General features: G+C 35.9%; 16 protein-coding genes, 8 tRNA genes and 1 rRNA gene. All 25 read right to left on the bottom strand.

What is annotated here, in order from left to right:
• Positions 1-146: 146 nt before the first annotated feature.
• The 25 genes from BJS11_RS11840 to pth all read right to left on the bottom strand — a co-directional run bounded on the left by BJS11_RS11840 (position 147) and on the right by pth (position 19812).
• Positions 147-222, bottom strand: a tRNA-Ala gene (locus BJS11_RS11840).
• An 18-nt stretch (positions 223-240) separates the two neighbouring features.
• Positions 241-314: transfer RNA gene (locus tag BJS11_RS11835), tRNA-Pro, on the bottom strand.
• Positions 315-343: 29 nt separating this feature from the next.
• Positions 344-420, bottom strand: a tRNA-Arg gene (locus tag BJS11_RS11830).
• Positions 421-432: 12 nt separating this feature from the next.
• Positions 433-521: transfer RNA gene (locus BJS11_RS11825), tRNA-Leu, on the bottom strand.
• A gap of 8 nt (positions 522-529) precedes the next feature.
• Positions 530-604: transfer RNA gene (locus BJS11_RS11820), tRNA-Gly, on the bottom strand.
• A 14-nt stretch (positions 605-618) separates the two neighbouring features.
• A tRNA-Lys gene (locus tag BJS11_RS11815) sits at positions 619-691 on the bottom strand.
• 6 nt (positions 692-697) lie between these two features.
• A tRNA-Thr gene (locus BJS11_RS11810) sits at positions 698-773 on the bottom strand.
• Positions 774-786: 13 nt separating this feature from the next.
• Positions 787-862 (bottom strand) — tRNA-Val (locus tag BJS11_RS11805).
• 20 nt (positions 863-882) lie between these two features.
• Positions 883-997, bottom strand: a 5S ribosomal RNA gene (rrf, locus tag BJS11_RS11800).
• Positions 998-1650: 653 nt separating this feature from the next.
• Positions 1651-3138, bottom strand: coding sequence for a lysine--tRNA ligase (gene lysS, locus BJS11_RS11795; protein WP_069996394.1), 1488 nt, complete (start codon positions 3136-3138; stop codon positions 1651-1653).
• A 237-nt stretch (positions 3139-3375) separates the two neighbouring features.
• Positions 3376-3855 (bottom strand): 2-amino-4-hydroxy-6-hydroxymethyldihydropteridine diphosphokinase, encoded by a 480-nt coding sequence (gene folK / locus BJS11_RS11790; RefSeq protein ID WP_069996393.1) that lies wholly within the window; start codon positions 3853-3855, stop codon positions 3376-3378.
• Positions 3855-4220: a dihydroneopterin aldolase gene (gene folB / locus BJS11_RS11785; protein ID WP_069996392.1), complete on the bottom strand. Its 366-nt coding sequence runs from the start codon at positions 4218-4220 to the stop codon at positions 3855-3857. The genes folK and folB overlap by 1 nt, the downstream gene beginning before the upstream one ends.
• Positions 4198-5001 carry a dihydropteroate synthase gene (folP, locus tag BJS11_RS11780; RefSeq protein ID WP_069996391.1) on the bottom strand — a complete coding sequence of 268 codons (804 nt, stop codon included), beginning with the start codon at positions 4999-5001 and terminating at the stop codon, positions 4198-4200. The genes folB and folP overlap by 23 nt, the downstream gene beginning before the upstream one ends.
• 210 nt (positions 5002-5211) lie before the next feature.
• Positions 5212-6144 carry a cysteine synthase A gene (cysK, locus tag BJS11_RS11775; RefSeq protein WP_069996390.1) on the bottom strand — a complete coding sequence of 311 codons (933 nt, stop codon included), beginning with the start codon at positions 6142-6144 and terminating at the stop codon, positions 5212-5214.
• A gap of 147 nt (positions 6145-6291) precedes the next feature.
• Positions 6292-7173 carry an Hsp33 family molecular chaperone HslO gene (gene hslO, locus BJS11_RS11770; protein ID WP_069996389.1) on the bottom strand — a complete coding sequence of 294 codons (882 nt, stop codon included), beginning with the start codon at positions 7171-7173 and terminating at the stop codon, positions 6292-6294.
• 211 nt (positions 7174-7384) lie between these two features.
• Positions 7385-9475 (bottom strand): ATP-dependent zinc metalloprotease FtsH, encoded by a 2091-nt coding sequence (gene ftsH / locus BJS11_RS11765; RefSeq protein ID WP_069996388.1) that lies wholly within the window; start codon positions 9473-9475, stop codon positions 7385-7387.
• Between the two features lie 301 nt (positions 9476-9776).
• Positions 9777-10316, bottom strand: a complete 540-nt coding sequence (gene hpt / locus BJS11_RS11760) for a hypoxanthine phosphoribosyltransferase (RefSeq protein WP_069996387.1) — start codon at positions 10314-10316, stop codon at positions 9777-9779.
• Between the two features lie 4 nt (positions 10317-10320).
• The gene (gene tilS, locus BJS11_RS11755; RefSeq protein ID WP_069996386.1) at positions 10321-11610 is read right to left on the bottom strand and encodes a tRNA lysidine(34) synthetase TilS; all 1290 of its coding nucleotides are present in this window, start codon (positions 11608-11610) and stop codon (positions 10321-10323) included.
• A 202-nt stretch (positions 11611-11812) separates the two neighbouring features.
• Positions 11813-12211 (bottom strand): S1 domain-containing RNA-binding protein, encoded by a 399-nt coding sequence (locus tag BJS11_RS11750; RefSeq protein ID WP_069996385.1) that lies wholly within the window; start codon positions 12209-12211, stop codon positions 11813-11815.
• Between the two features lie 97 nt (positions 12212-12308).
• On the bottom strand, positions 12309-12710 hold the full coding sequence (locus tag BJS11_RS11745; protein ID WP_069996384.1) for a septum formation initiator family protein: 402 nt from the start codon (positions 12708-12710) through the stop codon (positions 12309-12311).
• Between the two features lie 18 nt (positions 12711-12728).
• Positions 12729-12992: an RNA-binding S4 domain-containing protein gene (locus BJS11_RS11740; RefSeq protein WP_069996383.1), complete on the bottom strand. Its 264-nt coding sequence runs from the start codon at positions 12990-12992 to the stop codon at positions 12729-12731.
• Positions 12989-14185 (bottom strand): MazG nucleotide pyrophosphohydrolase domain-containing protein, encoded by a 1197-nt coding sequence (locus BJS11_RS11735; protein WP_069996382.1) that lies wholly within the window; start codon positions 14183-14185, stop codon positions 12989-12991. The genes BJS11_RS11740 and BJS11_RS11735 overlap by 4 nt, the downstream gene beginning before the upstream one ends.
• A complete protein-coding gene (locus BJS11_RS11730) occupies positions 14185-15741 on the bottom strand; it encodes a polysaccharide biosynthesis protein (RefSeq protein WP_069996381.1) in 1557 nt (518 codons plus the stop codon). The genes BJS11_RS11735 and BJS11_RS11730 overlap by 1 nt, the downstream gene beginning before the upstream one ends.
• Complete coding sequence (gene mfd, locus BJS11_RS11725; protein WP_069996380.1) at positions 15731-19243, bottom strand: transcription-repair coupling factor; 3513 nt, start codon at positions 19241-19243, stop codon at positions 15731-15733. Before mfd ends, BJS11_RS11730 begins: the two co-directional genes overlap by 11 nt.
• Positions 19240-19812 carry an aminoacyl-tRNA hydrolase gene (gene pth, locus BJS11_RS11720; protein WP_069996379.1) on the bottom strand — a complete coding sequence of 191 codons (573 nt, stop codon included), beginning with the start codon at positions 19810-19812 and terminating at the stop codon, positions 19240-19242. The genes mfd and pth overlap by 4 nt, the downstream gene beginning before the upstream one ends.
• Positions 19813-19998: the final 186 nt, after the last annotated feature.

Genomic DNA, 19998 nt, shown 5'->3' with positions numbered 1-19998 from the left:
GAATTATGATGTTTGATTAGCTCATAAAATACTAATTTGTGTTATCTCTAACACTTGTTTTGAACCAACAATTTAATGTTGCGTTCGGAATTAACGTTGACATATTGCAATTCAGTTTTCAATGTTCATTTCTTCAATTAAATATATGGTGGAGACTAGCGGGATCGAACCGCTGACCTCCTGCGTGCAAAGCAGGCGCTCTCCCATCTGAGCTAAGCCCCCATAAAAATTTTAAAAGAGTCGGGAAGACAGGATTCGAACCTGCGACCCCTTGGTCCCAAACCAAGTGCTCTACCAAGCTGAGCTACTTCCCGTATATAATTATTAATAGTCATTTTAAAAATGGTGCGCCCGACAGGGGTCGAACCTGTAACCTCTTGATTCGTAGTCAAGTACTCTATCCAGTTGAGCTACGGGCGCTTATTAAAATGATGGTGCCGAGGACCGGAATCGAACCGGTACGATGATCTCTCATCGCAGGATTTTAAGTCCTGTGCGTCTGCCAGTTCCGCCACCCCGGCAAAAATAATGGAGCAGAAGACGGGATTCGAACCCGCGACCCCGACCTTGGCAAGGTCGTATTCTACCGCTGAACTACTTCTGCAAAATGAAACTGTATGAGCCATAGTGGGCTCGAACCACTGACCCTCTGATTAAAAGTCAGATGCTCTACCAACTGAGCTAATGGCTCATGAAATGGTGCCGGCCAGAGGACTTGAACCCCCAACCTACTGATTACAAGTCAGTTGCTCTACCAGTTGAGCTAGGCCGGCTATTCATTTGAAATGGTGGAGAATGACGGGTTCGAACCGCCGACCCTCTGCTTGTAAGGCAGATGCTCTCCCAGCTGAGCTAATTCTCCACATAAATGTAATATATAAAGCCTGGCAACGTCCTACTCTTGCGGAACGTAAGTCCGACTACCATCGGCGCTAAAGAGCTTAACTTCTGTGTTCGGCATGGGAACAGGTGTGACCTCTTTGCTATTGCCACCAGACAAAATAACTTACTTGATTTATAATACATTGTTTGACAATCATTTGCAATAGTTAATTTTACACTATCTTTAAGAATTATTTACAATGTCTTTACTCGAATCTTTGAAATTCCTTCTGGAGATTCATTACGTTTTTGACGACTTTTATATATTACTATATCTCGACTTTTAAGTCAATAGATAAAATGCATTTCTCAAAAAGAAATACAATATATATGTTTCAAGACGTTTTCTTAACTCGACTTGAACTATCTTACCATACAGAAAACAAGTTTGCCATCCCTTTTTTAGTTTACATTTCTATATTTATAGAAGTTATATATAGAAATGTGGCTTATTACTTCAAAAAACATTTAAACGATGCTAAGACAAAAATAAATATCTCACCGTCTTTTTCAATCAAGTAGTAGCTAGCTGAGTTAAAAATGCTCTATATCAGCATTTTAATCCTAATAATTTTTGCCAGGGATAGGATACTAGGGAATCCCTATTAGAAAATTTAATTTCTGTTTACCTCCCTGTCCTGTACCTCTACTTATCACTTTCTCTATCACTATAAGCACACAAACGTGCTATTCAATTAAATAAAAAATCAATGCTGTGTTACGTCAACACAACATTGATTCAAAATAGAGATAAAACATCTCAATCTATTATTTTTGTCTCATATAAGGGAATAATAATACGTCACGTATAGATGCTGAATTAGTTAACAACATTACTAATCTATCAATGCCAATACCTAAACCACCAGTTGGAGGCATTCCGTATTCTAGCGCTTCGATAAAGTCTTCATCCATTTCATGAGCTTCGTCATTACCTTGTTCTTTTTCTACTAATTGTGCTTCAAATCTTTCTCTTTGATCAATTGGATCATTCAACTCTGTAAATGCATTACCGTGTTCTCTACCAACAATAAATAACTCGAAACGATCTGTAAATCTTGGATCTTCTGCATTTTTCTTAGCTAATGGAGAAATTTCAATTGGATGTCCGTAAATGAATGTAGGTTGAATTAATGTTTCTTCTACTTTTTGTTCAAAAAACTCATTAAGAATATGACCATATTTCATATTGTCGCCAATTTCAACACCGTGTTCTTTAGCTACAGCTTTGGCTTCTTCGTCACTTTGAACATTGAAGAAATCAACTCCTGTTACTTCTTTAACAGCATCTGCCATATGGACACGTTTCCACTTAGATTCTAAATCAATTGTTTCCTCACCATAAGTCACTTTAGCTGTGCCCAATACTTTTTCTGAGATATGTCTTACCATATTTTCAGTAAGATCCATAATATCATGGTAATCTGCATAAGCTTCATACAATTCAATCATTGTAAATTCTGGATTATGTCTTGTAGAAACACCTTCATTTCTAAACACTCGGCCAATTTCGTATACTTTTTCTAAGCCACCAACAATTAAACGTTTTAAATGTAACTCAATAGCAATTCTCATATATAACGTCGCATCCAAAGCATTATGGTGCGTAACAAATGGACGTGCCGCAGCCCCACCAGCTATTTGGTGCATCATTGGTGTTTCTACTTCTAAGAATCCTTGTTCATTTAAATAGCTGCGCATCTCTTGTAAGATTTTACTTCGTTTAATAAATGTCTGAGTACTATCTTGATTTGTAATCAAGTCAAGGTAACGTTGACGATAACGTTGCTCAATATCTTGCAAACCGTGGAATTTATCAGGTAACGGGCGTAATGATTTGGTTAACAATGTAAATGATTTGGCTTTAACTGATAGTTCCCCTGTATTCGTCTTAAACATAACACCTTCAACGCCTACGATATCTCCAAGATCCGCAGAATTCCAAAATTCAAATTGCTCGTCGCCAACTTGATCTTTTCTTACATAGATTTGTATTTGTCCACTTAGATCTTGTACATGAGCAAATCCTGCTTTACCTTTACCTCGTTTAGTCATTAAGCGACCTGCAATACTTACATGGCTTTCTTCTTCTTTTTCTTGCAACTCTTCTTTTGTAAATTGATCCCAATCCTCATGTAATGGTTTTGCCATTGATGTACGATCAAATTTTTGACCAAAGGGATCGATTCCTAAATCGTAAAGTTCTTGCAATTTTTGTCGGCGAACCTGCATTTGGTCATTCATTTCTTCTGACATAACTTTCTCTCCTTTATGCTTCTTGTTCTACTTTTCATTTGTTTGCTTCGATTTCAATTTGGAATTCTTGAAAACTATCTATCATTTACTATTTTGTCTCAATTTGGTTAATTGGTTACTCACGTTGCCATTGCTATAAACACCTTTAAGATACCTTGACAAGTGTTAGACATTTTCACAACACTAAACGTTTCACTCTTCAATTCTACTAGATGTCGCAAATGTAATAAAGTAATTTCAACCTTTATATTTTTTTACTGAATCGTCTGTCATCACAAGCTTTCCAATTGTCTTATGTGAACGCGGTTCGATGACATCTTTAGCTATGTCATTTAATGGAATCAATACAAACGCACGCTCCAACATGCGTGGGTGCGGTATCGTCAAATCCACTTCTTCCACAATTCGATCTCCGTACAATAAAATATCCACATCTAAAGTTCTAGGGCCCCACCGAACATCTCTTACTCGATGTAGCTGCTGCTCTATGTCTAAACATTCTTTCAACAACTCATGTGGTGCTAAAGACGTTTCAATTTCAATACATTGATTTAAAAATTGGGGTTGTTCAACATAACCGACCGGCTCAGTTTCATAAATCGGTGATGTTTGCGTGACTTTAATTCCATCTTTTTGGTTTAAAATATGTACCGCTTCTTCTAGTTGCATCTTTCTATCACCAATATTACTTCCTAATCCTAGATACGCATATACCATCAGTGATTCTCCCTCACTATTTCAACACCTACCCCATCATAATGACCAGGTATAGGCGGATTTTCTTTAGTGATTCTAACTTTCGTTTCCATTACACGATTATAGTGTGAATTTATACGTTTTGCAATACGTTCAGCAAGATGCTCCAATAAATTTACAGCCTTGCCTTCCATAATATCTTTAACTGTTTCAAATACTTCTCCATAATGAACTGTATCTGTAACTTCATCTGTTTTTCCAGCAATACTCAAATCCACTTTCATCGTGACATCCACAACAAATATTTGCCCAATTTCATTTTCTGCGGATAAAGCCCCATGATAACCATAGAATTTCATACCGTTAAGAAATATTGTGTCGTTCATCGCTATTCTCCTTTAAATAATCCATACTCTGACCCAAACGCGCATTTAATACAACATTATGCACTCGTACAGCTTTGACACCTTGCATTATACCATATGCTGTCGTCGCCGCAGTTGCTTCATCTCTTTCAGTTGGTGCAGTATCTCCACCTATCATTTCTTTGATAAACCTTTTTCTGCTTGTTGCGAGTAATACAGGATAACCAGTCGCCACAAGTTCATCTATACGTGCCATAACCTCTTTTTCTTCTTCACGTGTTTTAGCAAAGCCAATTCCTGGATCAATCCAAACCTTTTCTTGAGGAATCCCTGCCACCTCAGCTTTATTTGCTTGTTTAAGTAAATAAAGCAACATTTCATCTACTACAGGTTCTGTTCTTTCGCCATTACCATTATGCATCAGTACAATTTCACCTTCATACTTCGCTACGATCTCAAAAATACGCGCATCATGTAATCCAGCCCATTGATCGTTAATCATTGATACACCTAGTTCCATGACAGCTTCTGCAACTTCACTTCTATATGTATCAACAGAAAGTTGGATATCTAGATGCTTTAAAGCTTTTACAACTGGAACCACTCGCTCTAGCTCTTCTTCAACAGTGATTTCTTCATATCCAGGTCTCGTAGATATACCACCAATATCAATAATATCAACGCCTTCTTCAATCATTTTTTCAGCTCTTTTAAGCGCCGCTTCAATCGAGTTGTATTTACCGCCATCGGAAAATGAATCCGGAGTGACATTTAAAATCCCCATGATTTTTGTATGTGCCATAAATATCTTGCTTCCTTTCACTTGAAAAGTAGTTACTATTCAAAAATAAGAGTTACATTTATCATAACGTATTTTCTATTAATTTCGTTATTGAATGCTTTATAGACATAACGTTTATTATTATATTTGAGAGATATACCCGCCTGTATTTTTCACAAAATAAAAACCGGTACACATCGAAATGTGTCCGGCTAATATATCATTTAGTTTTTAATCATCAAATGAGAATAGTGGTGTTGAAAGATAACGTTCACCATTACTTGGAAGCACTGTAACGACCGTTTTACCTTTACCTAATTGTTTCGCTTTTTCAATAGCTGCATAAATCGCTGCGCCTGAAGAAATACCACATAAGATACCTTCTTCTTTAGCTACTTTACGTGCCATATCCATAGCTGTTTCATTGCCGACTTGAACGATCTCATCATAAATGTTTTCGTTTAAAGTATCCGGAATAAAACCTGCACCTAGACCTTGTAATTTGTGAGGGCCAGGTTCACCACCACTAAGTACTGGAGAATCTTCAGGTTCAATAGCGACAAGATTAATGTCTGGATATTTCTCTTTCAATACTTTACCAGCACCGCTTAACGTACCACCTGTGCCGACACCTGCTAAGAATGAGTCAATCGTCTTACCTTCAAATTGTTCAACAAGTTCTGGACCTGTTGTCAACTCATGTACACGAGGATTGGCAGGATTTTCAAATTGTTGTGGTTCATAATAACCAAACTCTTCTTTTAATTCTTTAGCTTTCTTGATTGCACCTTTCATCGCTTCTGAACCAGGTGTCAATACAAGCTCAGCACCATACGCTTTTAATAAATTACGACGCTCTTGGCTCATTGTTTCAGGCATTGTAAATACTGCTTTATAACCTTTGGCAGCACAAACAAATGCTAACCCAATACCTGTGTTCCCACTTGTAGGTTCAACGATTGTATCACCCGGTTTGATTTTACCTTCTTTTTCAGCAGCTTCAATCATCGCTAATGCAATACGATCTTTCACTGAACCACCTGGGTTTTGATATTCTAATTTAACGTATACATCTGCTGCATCTTCGCCAACGACATTATTTAATTTTACTACAGGTGTATTACCAATCACTTGTACGATATTATTTACTGGTTTATTTGACATAAGTATTGCTCCTTTTCATTAAAAGTTTAAAACATACTTTTTCTCTCGGATATAATTCTATTTTATCAGTTTTTTCTGCAAATACAACTACAAGCCCTCACAATTTTAAACCTAATATCATGTGCTTCATCATTTATTTTAACTGTTTTACTCCCTTTTTCCTAACAATGACTGTAATTCTTCTTCAGAAAATGTATATTTACTTCTACAGAAATGACATTCTGCTTCAGCTCCGTGATCTACATCTATCATATTTTGAATTTCTGCTTCACCTAAGCCTTTAATTGCATTTAAAAACTTATCGTGACCACAGTGACACTCAAATTGTGCTGGAAGATTTTCTAATATTTGTACATTTTCTTCACCTAAAATTTCGAAAAGCAGCTCTTCCGGTGTCAATCCTTGATCAATTAATTTAGATACTGGTGTCATCTCATTAATTGCATTTTCTAATTTAGTGATGGTTTCGTCTTCTGCACCCGGCATTACTTGGATGATAAATCCACCTGCCGCTTTAATGGAATTATCAGGATTTACAAGTACACCCAATCCAACAGAAGAAGGTACTTGTTCACTCTTCGCAAAGTAATACGTAAAATCATCGCCTAGCTCACCAGAAATTAACGGACTAGATCCAGAAAAATAATCTTTCAACCCAATATCCTTAACAACTGTGATTGCACCATCTGTACCAACCGCTCGCCTCACATCTAATTTTCCAATTTCATTTAGCGGAAAATGAGTTTGCGGGTTCGTAACATAACCACGCACATTCCCTTTAGCATCTGCGTCTGCAATAATTTTACCTATTGGCCCATTGCCATCAACAGTTACTGTTAATTTTTGTTCACCTTTCAACATTGCACCCATCATCAATGTTGCAGTCATCGTGCGCCCTAATGCTGCAGAAGCAGTCGGCCACGTATAATGACTAGTTTGCGCTTCTTGTACACTTTCCGTTGTCAAAGCACTATATGCACGAATTTGACCTCCATAAGCTAATGCTTTAACTATATAATCTTTCGTCATGTTTAACTTCTCCTTTATATTACGCTTATGCTCTTATTTATTGAAACCTAATCTTTTAGCGAACAACTTACGTTTAATGAATGCATTTTATTTTAATCGCTCAACTCAAAAAAAGCGAAAGATATGTTTACAACTTAGAATTTATCATATAAAAAAACTTCTTCCTACTATCCATATGATAGCAGAAAGAAGTTCTTATTTCAGTTATCGTTTAACCACGGTGTGGACCGTTAAAGTCATCGGAATCTTTTGTTTCCCCTGGTTTATCTATATCTGGCGCTTGTTCGTGTCCAGTTTCTTCTGAGTCATTATCTTCGTCTGACTCTTTAGAGTCTTTATCATTTTCCTCATCATCGTGGTTGTCTAATTGTTCTTTGCGAACATCCTCATATGATTTTCCATATTTACCATCTTCGAAGTCAGTGTTTTCTTCTTCAACGACTTGCGCACTATCGTAATCAACTTCAGGTAAGACGCCATCATGGAACAATGATTGAATTTGTTCAGCAACAAGTGTTTCTTCTGTTAGTAATGATTCAGCAATTAAAGTCAATTGCGCCTTGTGTTCTAACAGAATATCTTTACAACGTTCGTATTGTTCTTTAATAATACGTTGTACTTCTTTATCTATTTCGTAGGCAATTTGTCCAGAATATTCTGGCTCACCTTGCATATCTTTACCTAAGAATACTTGACCATTACCACTGCTTGAGAATTGAATTGGCCCTAATTTCTTACTCATACCGTATTCAGTTACCATTTGACGTGCAATTTGGGTAGCACGTTCAAAGTCATTAGACGCACCTGTTGATACTTCATTAAAGTTAATATCTTCGGATACACGTCCACCAAGCAGACCACAAATCTTATCTAATAACTCTGGTTCAGTCATTAAGAAGCGATCTTGTTTAGGAAGCATCATAGCGTAACCACCAGCTTGACCACGTGGCACAATTGTTACTTTATGAACAACTTCCGCTTCATCAAGAACCATACCAATAATTGTATGTCCAGCTTCATGATGCGCAACGATATTGCGCTCTTTCTTAGAAATAACGCGTGATTTTTTAGCTGGACCTGCAATTACACGGTCAGTTGCTTCTTCAATATCACGCATGTCGATTTTTTTCTTACCTTCACGAACTGCAACTAACGATGCTTCGTTTAGTAAATTTTCTAAATCGGCACCTGAGAATCCTGGTGTTCTTTGAGAAATTGCTTTCAAATCAACTGTTTCATCAAGCGGTTTGTTCTTAGCATGCACGTGAAGAATTGCTTCACGTCCTTTAACATCTGGACGACCTACTTGAATTTGTCTATCGAAACGACCTGGACGTAGTAAGGCTGGGTCTAAAATGTCTGGGCGGTTTGTTGCAGCTATCATAATGATACCTTCATTTTCACCAAAGCCATCCATTTCAACTAATAATTGGTTAAGTGTTTGTTCACGTTCATCGTGTCCACCACCAACTCCAGCACCACGTTGACGACCTACTGCGTCAATTTCATCAATGAATATAATACATGGTGCATTTTTCTTAGCATTTTCAAATAAATCACGTACACGGCTCGCACCGACTCCGACAAACATCTCAACAAAGTCTGAACCACTTATCGAGAAGAATGGCGTGCCTGCTTCACCAGCAACTGCACGTGCAAGTAATGTCTTACCAGTCCCTGGAGGACCAACTAAAAGTACACCCTTAGGTATTCTAGATCCCATTTGTTTAAATTGCTTATTATCTTTTAAGAAATCAACAATTTCAATTAATTCTTGTTTTTCTTCATCGGCACCAGCTACATCTGAGAAACGTACGCGTTTTTTCTGACTATCGTACATTTTAGCTTTGGATTTACCAAAGTTCATCATACGGCCACCACCGCCGCCGCCTCCTTGGGCTTGGCTAAGGAAGAAAATAAATAATAACGCAATAACTAATACAGGAATTAATGTTGAAAGTATACTAACAAATACACTTTGTTTTTCTTCTTCTTTAACGGTAAACTTCAATCCATCTTGTTTTTGTGCTTTATCTGTTATGTTTTGTAATTCTTTTTCATTATTATATAAAATCGTTGAAGAATAATCTTCATCATTTTTTGTTTTACCACTTACCATATATACATTTTGTTCAGGTTGTATCTCAAGTGATTTTAAATCACCTTTATCTAGCTGTTTCACAAATTGGTTATATGTAAGTTGTTTAGGCATATTTCCATTGCCATTTAACCATGAAAATAAACCAAATATAACAACGCCAATAATTGCGATAACAAGCACATTACGAAAGGCTTTCTGCATGCGTCATTTCCTCCTACTTCAATAATAAAACTAACAAAGATTGTAACACAATACACGCGCTTTCGGCTAGTATTTCCACTTTTGTATCATGTTTCCAATTTAAATGCTTTATTTTAAATTTTAATATTCTATTGTGCCATTACATTACAAATACATCGTTCAAAATATAATTATAGATTCGCAAAATTTATGTATAAACAAATTAAACATCCATTTTTATACACGAACTTATACAAAGACTTACAATTTGAACTTAGACTTATATTATATAATACCTTATCATTCGATTAAATTGTATTGCTTACTTCGTATAAATTTCTGGTTTAAGTGTACCAATATAAGGTAAGTTACGGTAATGTTCTGCATAGTCCAAGCCATAGCCCACTACAAACTCATCCGGAATTTTTTTCCCAACATATTTAGCTTCGATATTTGCTTTACGACGATTCGGTTTATCAAGTAACGTTACAATTTCTAAAGAATTCACACGACGTGATTCTAATAATTCAGTAATTGATTTTAATGTTGTACCTGTTTCCAAAATATCTTCAATAATAAGTACATCTTTATTTTCAATTGAAGAACTCAAATCTTTCAGGATTTGAACTTCTCCTGTAGATTCCGTTCCACCGTGATAACTAGAAACATCCATAAAGTCAATAGCTAGGTGTGTATCAATATGTTTAATTAAGTCTGCCATAAACATAACTGACCCTTTTAATATCCCGATACAAACAAGTGGTTTTCCTTGATATGCTTTTGTAATTTCTTCACCTAATTCTTTACAAATATGATGAATATCTTCCTCTGATAATAGTATTTCCTTTAAATCATCTCGCATTTTTTCATTCCTCTCCCAAATCTTTTATAAAAATTGTTTGACTGTATTTATTTTGTAAATATAATGTCCCGACAGCGATAATCTCATCATTGGCATTAATGATAATTGGCAATTGGTCACGTTCGTGGTGTTCAATTTTATGATCAATTAACAACCTACTCACTTTCTTATGTCCATTTATACCGTTCAACACAAATTTGTCACCATCTTTGCGTGTACGAATGGTTAACGGATATTCAATTGTTGAAATCGTTTCTTTAATGTCAATATGATAATGACCATAGTTGTATATCCCTGGTTGTACAATCTTAATCGGAGAAAGACTCACATCATAATTTGCCATTATTATAAATTTATCATAAGCAATATGAATTATCCATTTATCTGTTGTATATACACGACTTTGTGACAAATTACTATTCAGTTGATGGAACCATTCATTGTATGTTTTTTCCGTAAATGATGGTTGCACGTGTAACTGATCGAATACTTTATCCAACACAGTAATTCTAACGCTATGCCGTAATGCTAAAAATTGCGCTCTCGGCACACTGTATTTTTGCAAATCAGTATTTTTTTGTAGAAAATGACTGATAAAATGCTCCGCTTCTCTATCTATTTCTTTTCGTTGCTCATCATGCCACTCTTTTAATTTAATTAATTGAGCTACATCTAAATGTTCATTGTTATTTATGTCTGGCAAGATACGATTACGAATATCATTTCTCACATATTGATTTTGTGAATTGGTCTCATCTTCATAAAATTGAACATTATATCGCGCTTGGTAATCTCGAATTTCTGCTTTTTCAATCGTTAACAGCGGTCTACACAATTTGTACCCACTTCGAGCTGTCAGATATGACATGCCTATGCTACTTCTTGTGGAGCGACCAGTCATCAATCTGTAGAAAATTGTTTCTATTTGATCGTCTTGATGATGTGCGGTTAGCAATACGTCTGCATTTAGTGATTCCATCATACTATCAAACCATGCATAACGTGCAATTCTCGCTTCGTTCTCGATGCTGTTGCCTTTGTCGATAACAGAAGATAAATCAAGATGTTTCACATACAAAGGAATTTTATACTTGTGACAATATTGCTTAAGAAACGCTTCCTCTTCTCGAGCCATATCACGTACATTATGATTAACATGTAAACAAGTTAATTGTGCATAGGAATCCTTCAGTTGTGTCATTAATTGGTGTAACAATACCATACTATCTACACCTGCAGAAACCGCTAATACTATATGATTATCTTGTGTCCACCCCTGAGTATTAACCTCCAATATATTTACCTCCTGACTACTATACATCTGGCAACCGCTAGTCATATCGCTCTGATTGCACTCAATGACAACAAAAAAGAGACTGTTTCCTCATTAAGAAAACAGTCTTAGATTGTTACGAACAAACTTAATATTGGCATCGTTGCGTTGCACTGTTCTCAACGAAACGCGTAGGCTTCCTTGTGAACAAACTTTTATTCTATTAACGTCTCGCGCCTTTACCGCCACGTCTTGATTCAGTTTGACGTTTGATTGAAGTTAATTTATCTTCACTATCTTTTAAGAAATTTGTTAATTTCTTCTCAAAGTCTTCACCTTTAGGTTGCGCCTGTTTGTGGCTTGGTTTACTTTGAGGTCTACGTGGACGATCTTTCGCTTTTTTGATAGATAAGCTAATCTTACCATCATCTGCGATTGTAAGCACTTTAACTTCAACTTCATCACCCACAGATAAATGATCTTCTACGTTTTCCACATAATTATCTGCAACTTCACTTATGTGAACTAAGCCACTCTTGCCTTCCGGAAGTTCGACAAATGCGCCAAACTTTTTAATCCCAGTGACTTTACCTTTAAGTTTGTTTCCTACTTCGATTGACATATTGTAAATAAATCCTCCCGATTTGTTTCGATTTTAACCTTATTATATGCCTGTTTGCATAAATTAACAATGGTATTATGATGCAAAAAAATATTTTTCACTGTTTATCGTCTTTAGAAGATTTGGATTCCGCTTTAGACTTATCACCAGGTAACTTGAAAATGACTTCACCATCATTACTCAAATAATAATCATCTCTTGCTACTTTCTCTATATAATTCTTATCGTTCAGATTATTAAGTTGTTCTTTTAACGCTAATTCTTCATCTTGTTGCTTCTGATATTTTTGTTCTTTTTGCTGACGCTCAGCGGCATCCTCGCTATTGCTTTGTTTTTGAGTGACAAGCATGATGCACAAAACAATAATAATAGAGATTAAAATACCCGCGAACAAACTAATTCTTCTTCGTATAACGCGTCGTCTCATTTTTTGTTGTTGTTTCTTTTTATTCTCAGAAGACGTAAACGTATTTCCAATGCCTTCAACCTTTTTACTCATTACTTGTCACCTCCTTCATTAGGCTTCGCCAACTTTTTCTTCTTTAACGATTTCATACATACCTTTTGCATTTTCTTTAGTCGCATGTTCACTTAAACCAGTAACATTAATTGTAATAATTTTTTGTCCAAAACGAATGACAAGTTGATCTGTCACTTTAACATCCGTACCTGCTTTCGCAACCGAACCATTGACTGTAATACGTCCTTGGTCACTTATTTCTTTTGCGAGTGTACGACGTTTTACCAATCTTGATACTTTAAGATATTTATCTAGTCTCATGAATTGTTTCCTCCTTGCTCTAAATATTGTTTTAAAGCAGCCTCATCTAACGACATATTTTTTGTTTTATCATACAACTTCATAAAATGCTCTGCAAATACTTTTTCGAATTTCACACGTTGTACTTTACCTTCTTCTGCCTTGGCTTTTGCCCAAATATGTTTTAAGTCTTCCTCAGTTTCTGCTTGTGCCTCTCCAAAAATATGAGGGTGTCTGTGAATCATTTTTTGTGATAAATTGCCTACTACTTCATTTATATCAAAGTAACCTTCCTTCTTACCAATACTTGTATGCAGCAGAACTTGAAGCAAGATATCTCCAAGTTCTTCAATGATGTGCCAATCATCTTCGTTATCTATTGCCTCGAAAAGCTCAAACGTCTCTTCTAACATGTAACGTTTTAACGATTGATGTGTTTGTACTTTATCCCAAGGGCAACCTACTTCATCATCGACTAAACGATCTATAATACTGGCCGCATAATAAAAATCACTCATGTATGCTTCATCTACTTCTACTTTTCTAATAAATACACTAGTTAGATTACTAAAAGCATCCATGTGATGATCTAATTCAAATAATGGCGTTTCAATCACTTTTGCATCACTACTATGTGCACCATCAACAATATACACTCGTTGTCCATCATCATAACGCTCCATCAATGTCACTTTTAAATCTCCAGCAGTCATTGAACTATATACTTGAGTAATAAGCGTGTGCGTACGGATATTTAATTGATTAACATCAAGTGATGTAGCATCTAATAATGTAAAACCGTCATTAGGATCAACCTTCACAGCTTCAAAAATATCATCGATAAAACTTTTCCCGCCCAAAATTTCTACTTCTATATCTTTATGTTTATGTGCATATGCTTCCAACTTTGCAGTTGTCGTTTCTGCAACACGCGGATGACCAGGCACAGTATATACAATGTCCGATACTTGAGTTGCTTCAATAAGCTCGGTCACGATTGATTCATACACATCTTCGAAGGCTTTATTAGACTCATAAATATGATCAAAACTTTGAAATTCTATTTCCTCATCCTCAATCAATGTATTAATAATCGGATGGTCTAATGTACGTGTATAGACGTGTGTTTGCTTTTTCAAAAATTTATATATTCCTAGTGGTAATTCTTCAATACCATAATTACCCAATCCAACAATCGTAATTTTACCTGTCATTACAGTTTCCCTCTTTTCATATGAATGAGTTTATCTCCAAATGGTAGGTGCTTTAACTCTTTATAACCTAACAACTGTGTACGCACTATTGCTACAACAACTACCGCAATACCAACAGCCGCAGCAATAATGAGTTCAATCAATCCCGCTATACGTCCTTGCGTCGGTATTAGCCACATCAATGACTGCACCGCAATTGTAAGTATAGCCATGGTAGCTATAAGTTTAAATATAAACCTCGGCATATTTCTGAATTGATAGTGTTTTAACACTTGAAAATGCAATAATGCAGTAAATATCATAAGTGAGACTACGGTACTTATACTGCCACCCAACATTAACCAATATGGTATCAACAATATATTTAATAGCGCTTTACTTATCACACCGATGAGAAAAGCAACCATGATTGCTCGTACCCGATGCTTCACTTGCAATAATGCAATATCCATCATAATCAACGAAACAAAGATAACCGTCAACATATATACTGCTAGCGTTCCCGTCTGACTATCATTTTTAAAAAATACGCCATTCATAACTGGCAATAAATTAATTAATCCAATACTAGCCGCAACGCTAAATAGCATTGTGATTTTAATGGATGCATTCGCATATCTATTCACTTGCACTTGATTGCGATTTTTTAAGGCCTCAGTTAATAAAGGAATGAGAACAAAACAAAATGTAGTTGTAATGATGAGTCCCATTTGTATAAATGAAGCGCCACGGTCATAAACTCCTTTTTGTGTTGCAGAGGCTTGAAGGCTCATGCCTGTATCTCGCAATGCATGTATCACGGTAAAGCTATCGACCACTTGCCAGACAATAACAATAAGTTGACTGACCGCGAATACAATAATAGCTAACGCTAACTTTCGCCATGCAACCGTCGACGTGACAGGGCCTTTATTTTGTACTCTTCCAATATTAAGCCTAAATGGTTTGTTTACAATCAAATATATACTTGAGGCTAAAAAGCCAATTGCTGACCCTAAAATAGCCAATGTACCTGCTTCATAGAGCGACCAATCTTGTGTCACAAATAGTACGATTGCGCTTAAAATTAGGCCCACACGTACAATTTGCTCAATTACCTGGGAAATAGCTGGAATACTCATACTTTGTTGCGCTTGGTAGTATCCTCGATAAACGCCTAATATACCGATAAATAAGAAACTAAAGCTTGCCGCACGTAGCATAGGCGCTAGTTCTACATCACCCATGAGCCATGCAATCCATTTGGCACATAGCAATAAAATCAAGAAAAACACTGCACCTATCAACTGTACACGCATCAACACTCGCGTATACTGCCGTGATTCTCCATCTGAACCAAATAATTGTGTAACAGCGCTCGGTATTGCATTCATCGTCAAAATAACACCTAAAGCAACAATTGGATAAATTTGTTGATATGCATATAACCCTTCATCACCTAAGATATTTTGGTAAGGTACACGATAGATTGCGCTTAATATCTTAACAACGATTAACGCTAACGTCAGTACAACGACACCATTAAAGGCAGTGGATGTTGCTTCCCTAGATTTCATCAGGTATAACCATACTTTCTTCTAAACATTTCGCTAAGAATTTCAAATTATCTAACCATGTACTTGTTTTCTTTAACGTCACTTTCATTTTACCATCTTGAACGCCAACTTTCATTGTGCGCCCTAAAGGCTGAGTCTGTTTAAAGAGTGATTCACCATTGATGTCAGTAGTTCCTTTTTCAGATAAATAAACTTCTACTTCTTTACCAACATCTTTGATTAATGTCACACCCGCATGTAATGCGTGTACTTTAATTTCCATCATTTCTAACAATCGTTCGACTTCAACTGGATAATCATTAAAGCGGTCAATTAACTCGTCCTTCACATCCATGAGTTGTGCATGTGTTTCAATCTTACGTAGTTTTTTATAAATCTCGATTTTAGCTTGCTCATTTTGTATATATTCAGCCGGTAGATACGCATCTAAGTTTAATTCTATTTCAATTTCTGGCGCATCTTGCTGTTCTGGTTTAATACCACGTTTTTCATTAACCGCTTCTTCTAGCATTTGTGAATACAAATCAAAACCAACTGAATCGATGAAGCCATGTTGTTGTTTGCCTAATAAGTTACCAGCACCACGAATATTCAAATCACGCATTGCGATTTTAAATCCTGAACCTAACTCGGTGAACTCTTTAATTGCCTGCAGTCGATCTTCTGCTGTTTCTGAAAGCACTTTGTTTGCCGGATGTAAAAAGTATGCATAACCGATACGACTTGAACGTCCAACACGTCCTCTCAATTGATACAACTGACTCAATCCAAATCGATCTGCATCTTCAATGATGAGGGTATTCGCATTGGGTACGTCTACACCTGTTTCGATAATCGTAGTTGTAACTATGATGTCGTACTCATGATTAATAAAGCTAAGCATCGTTTCCTCTAGGTCTCTTTCATTCATTTGACCATGTGCCACACCAATATTGGCGTCTGGCATGAGCATTTGAAGTTGCTCTCTTTTTTCATAAATCGACTGTACTTTGTTATATAAATAAAAGACTTGTCCATCTCTCGATAACTCTCGCTCGAGCGCTTCCTTGATGAAATTTGTATTCTGCTCTAGCACATAGGTTTGAACTGGAAAACGATTTTCTGGTGGTGTTTCTATCACTGACAAATCACGTACACCGAGCATACTCATATGCAAAGTACGTGGTATCGGTGTTGCTGTTAGCGTTAATACGTCTACATTATTTTTTAATGACTTAATTCGCTCTTTGTGTCGCACACCAAATCGTTGCTCTTCGTCAACGATGAGTAGTCCTAAATCTTTATAATGGATATCTTTACCTAACAATTTATGTGTACCTACAACGATATCTACAAAACCAGATTTTAAACCTTCTTTAGTTTCTTTAACTTCTTTAGTTGTTCTAAATCGACTAATTAATTGCACTTCGATAGGAAAATCTTGCATACGCTCGATTAAAGTTTCGTAATGTTGCTGTGCCAAAATTGTCGTCGGTACTAAAAATGCGACCTGCTTCCCTTCCATAACTGCTTTAAATGCTGCGCGTACTGCAACTTCAGTCTTACCATAACCAACGTCACCACATAACAATCTATCCATTGGACGTTCAATTTCCATATCCTGCTTAATTTCATCGATAGATTTACTTTGGTCTGGTGTAAGCTCATATGGAAAGTCAATCTCAAACTCATTTTGTTCAGCAGTATCTGGTCCATACTGATAACCGACAGACATTTCACGTGCTTTATATAGCTCCATTAATTCATCAGCCATATCTTCAACACTTTGTTGTACCTTAGCCTTAGTTTTTTTCCATTCTGTACCACCTAATTTATTTAATTTAGGGGATTTATCTTCAGAGGCAACATATTTTTGTACTTGGTCCATTTGGTCAACTGGTACAAATAATTGATCCGTACCTTTGTACTGTAATTTAATATAATCTTTGTGCACACCACTGACTTCAAGTGTTTCGACACCTAAGTATCTCCCAACACCATGATGTACATGTACAATATAATCGCCTGTTTTTAAATCTTGGTAAGATTTTATTTTTTCAGCATTCGTTAATGTTTTTTGTTGTTTTGGCTTTTTCTTTTGTTTAGATTTAAACAATTCTCTTTCCGTGACCACCACAAGTTGCATGTACGGCAGTTCAAAACCTTCAGACAAACTCCCCTCAGTAATAATAGCGCTACCGCCATTATTGCGCTGCATAGGCGTATCTATAAAGGTTGGGATATGCATTTCATTTAACATCGATTGTATGCGTTCTTTTTTGACTTCTGTTTCAGCAAGCACTACAACCGTATAATCATTTTGAATAAATCGTTGGAATTCTGAACGCATAATATCATATTGACCATAAAATTGTTGTACAGGCTTACATGAAAACTTAATAATTTCACTCAATTGCACAGGCATTGTAGCTGTAAATAACGTAAAATACGCTACTGAATAGGGTTTGATTAGATTCTCAAAACCATCATATTGTAAAAAGCTTTGTTCAATAAAGCCTTTACCACTTTCAATTAAATTCTGCATAAATTCATCTGTTTCTGTAATGAGCGATGTTTCTGTTTCTTTTATTCTGTTATATTCATCTACTGCTATGATGACATCGTCTTTGAAATAATCCATAATTGTTGCTGGTTGCTCATACATAAATGAGACAAGACGTCGAAGTACTTGATGATCAAACATGTCTGATTCAAACAATTGGAAACTTTCGTAGGTTTCTTTTAAATCATTACGTACTGATTTTTCAATTTTTGGACGAGTATATTCATAAGCTTCTTTTAGTTTTTGTTTTGTATGCTTCAATACGTCATCGGTAATAATATAATCACTAGCAGTTGTCACATTCACCTGTTCTACATTGCCTTCTGAACGTTGTGTTTCTACATCCAAATCACGTATAGAATCGATTTCTGTATCAAACAATTCAATTCTGACTGGGTTACCAATAAGCGGATAAATATCTACTATGCCTCCACGTAGTGAAAATTCTCCAATGTGAGAAACAACACTTTCTCTGCGATAGCCCATATTTATTAGTTTTTTTAAGAAATTATCAATATCAATATCATCGCCTACTGATAAAGTGAGCTGATGAGATTGCCAAATCTCAACAGGCGTCAGCCATTTTTTCAACCCATTCAACGGGACGATAAATAACCCTCTCTCTTCCTGAGCGAGCGCAGTTAATGTGCGCACACGTTCACTCATGAATTGGGGGCTTTGTGTAGAGAATTCTTCTGTCATAATATCTTGCATTGGATATTTATAGATATCTTGTTCATCTATAAATTGCAGTAAATCACTCTCTAGTTTTTCTGCTTGGTAAAGGTTGTTTGTGACGACAAGTAACTGTTGCTTACTACTGAGGTACTTTTCAGCAATAATTGTTGCTTTTGCCGCACCTGACAATCCAGTTACTAGTACATTATCTTTACCAAATACTTCATTTAGCTCTTGGTATCGTTTATCTTCTTTTATATATTCTGTAATTATTGATTTCACTTAATCTCACCATTATATTCATTCATCACACGATCAAATCTATCACTTTCTATATATGCCTCAACTGCTCGTGCAGAATGTTCTATTACTTTGTTCATTGTTTGCATTTCTTGTTTCGAAAATTTTTGTAATACATAATCTACAACCGCCATACCATTGGATGGACGATCTACACCTATTCTGATTCTTTTAAATTGATCTGTACCTAGTGCTTGGATAATAGATTTCATACCGTTATGACCGCCAGCACTACCTTTTTGTCTTAATCGTATCTCTCCTTGAGGTAAGTCGAGATCATCATACAACACAACCAAATCTTCAATATCAATGTCATAATAATTCATTAAAGGTCCTACTGCATTACCGGACAAATTCATCATTGTCATTGGTTCAATGAACATTACTTTTTCTCCAGCAAACCGTTCGATTGTATATGCACCTTTAAATTTTTGCTTATTTAAAGAAAATTGATTCTGATCCAACATATAGTCAATTACTTCGAAACCAATATTATGCTTAGTTTGTTCGAAGCGTTTACCAATATTGCCTAAACCTACAATACACTTCATTTTGTTACCTCCATATATATCCACTGATGTTCTGTCATTTATAATAATGCTTAGTGCAAATTATTTGCCATAGCAATTAGCTTTCCTACATTAATGTAATGACGCACTCACATATTTAAAACATTTGCTTCTTAACATGAAAATTGTCGTTTCGTGTCAACAAATTTTTCAAGCTAATACTTTCGC

The organism is Staphylococcus caeli, from assembly GCF_900097965.1.
GTDB classification, from domain to species: domain Bacteria; phylum Bacillota; class Bacilli; order Staphylococcales; family Staphylococcaceae; genus Staphylococcus; species Staphylococcus caeli.
This window is presented reverse-complemented; position numbering and strand designations above follow the sequence as displayed.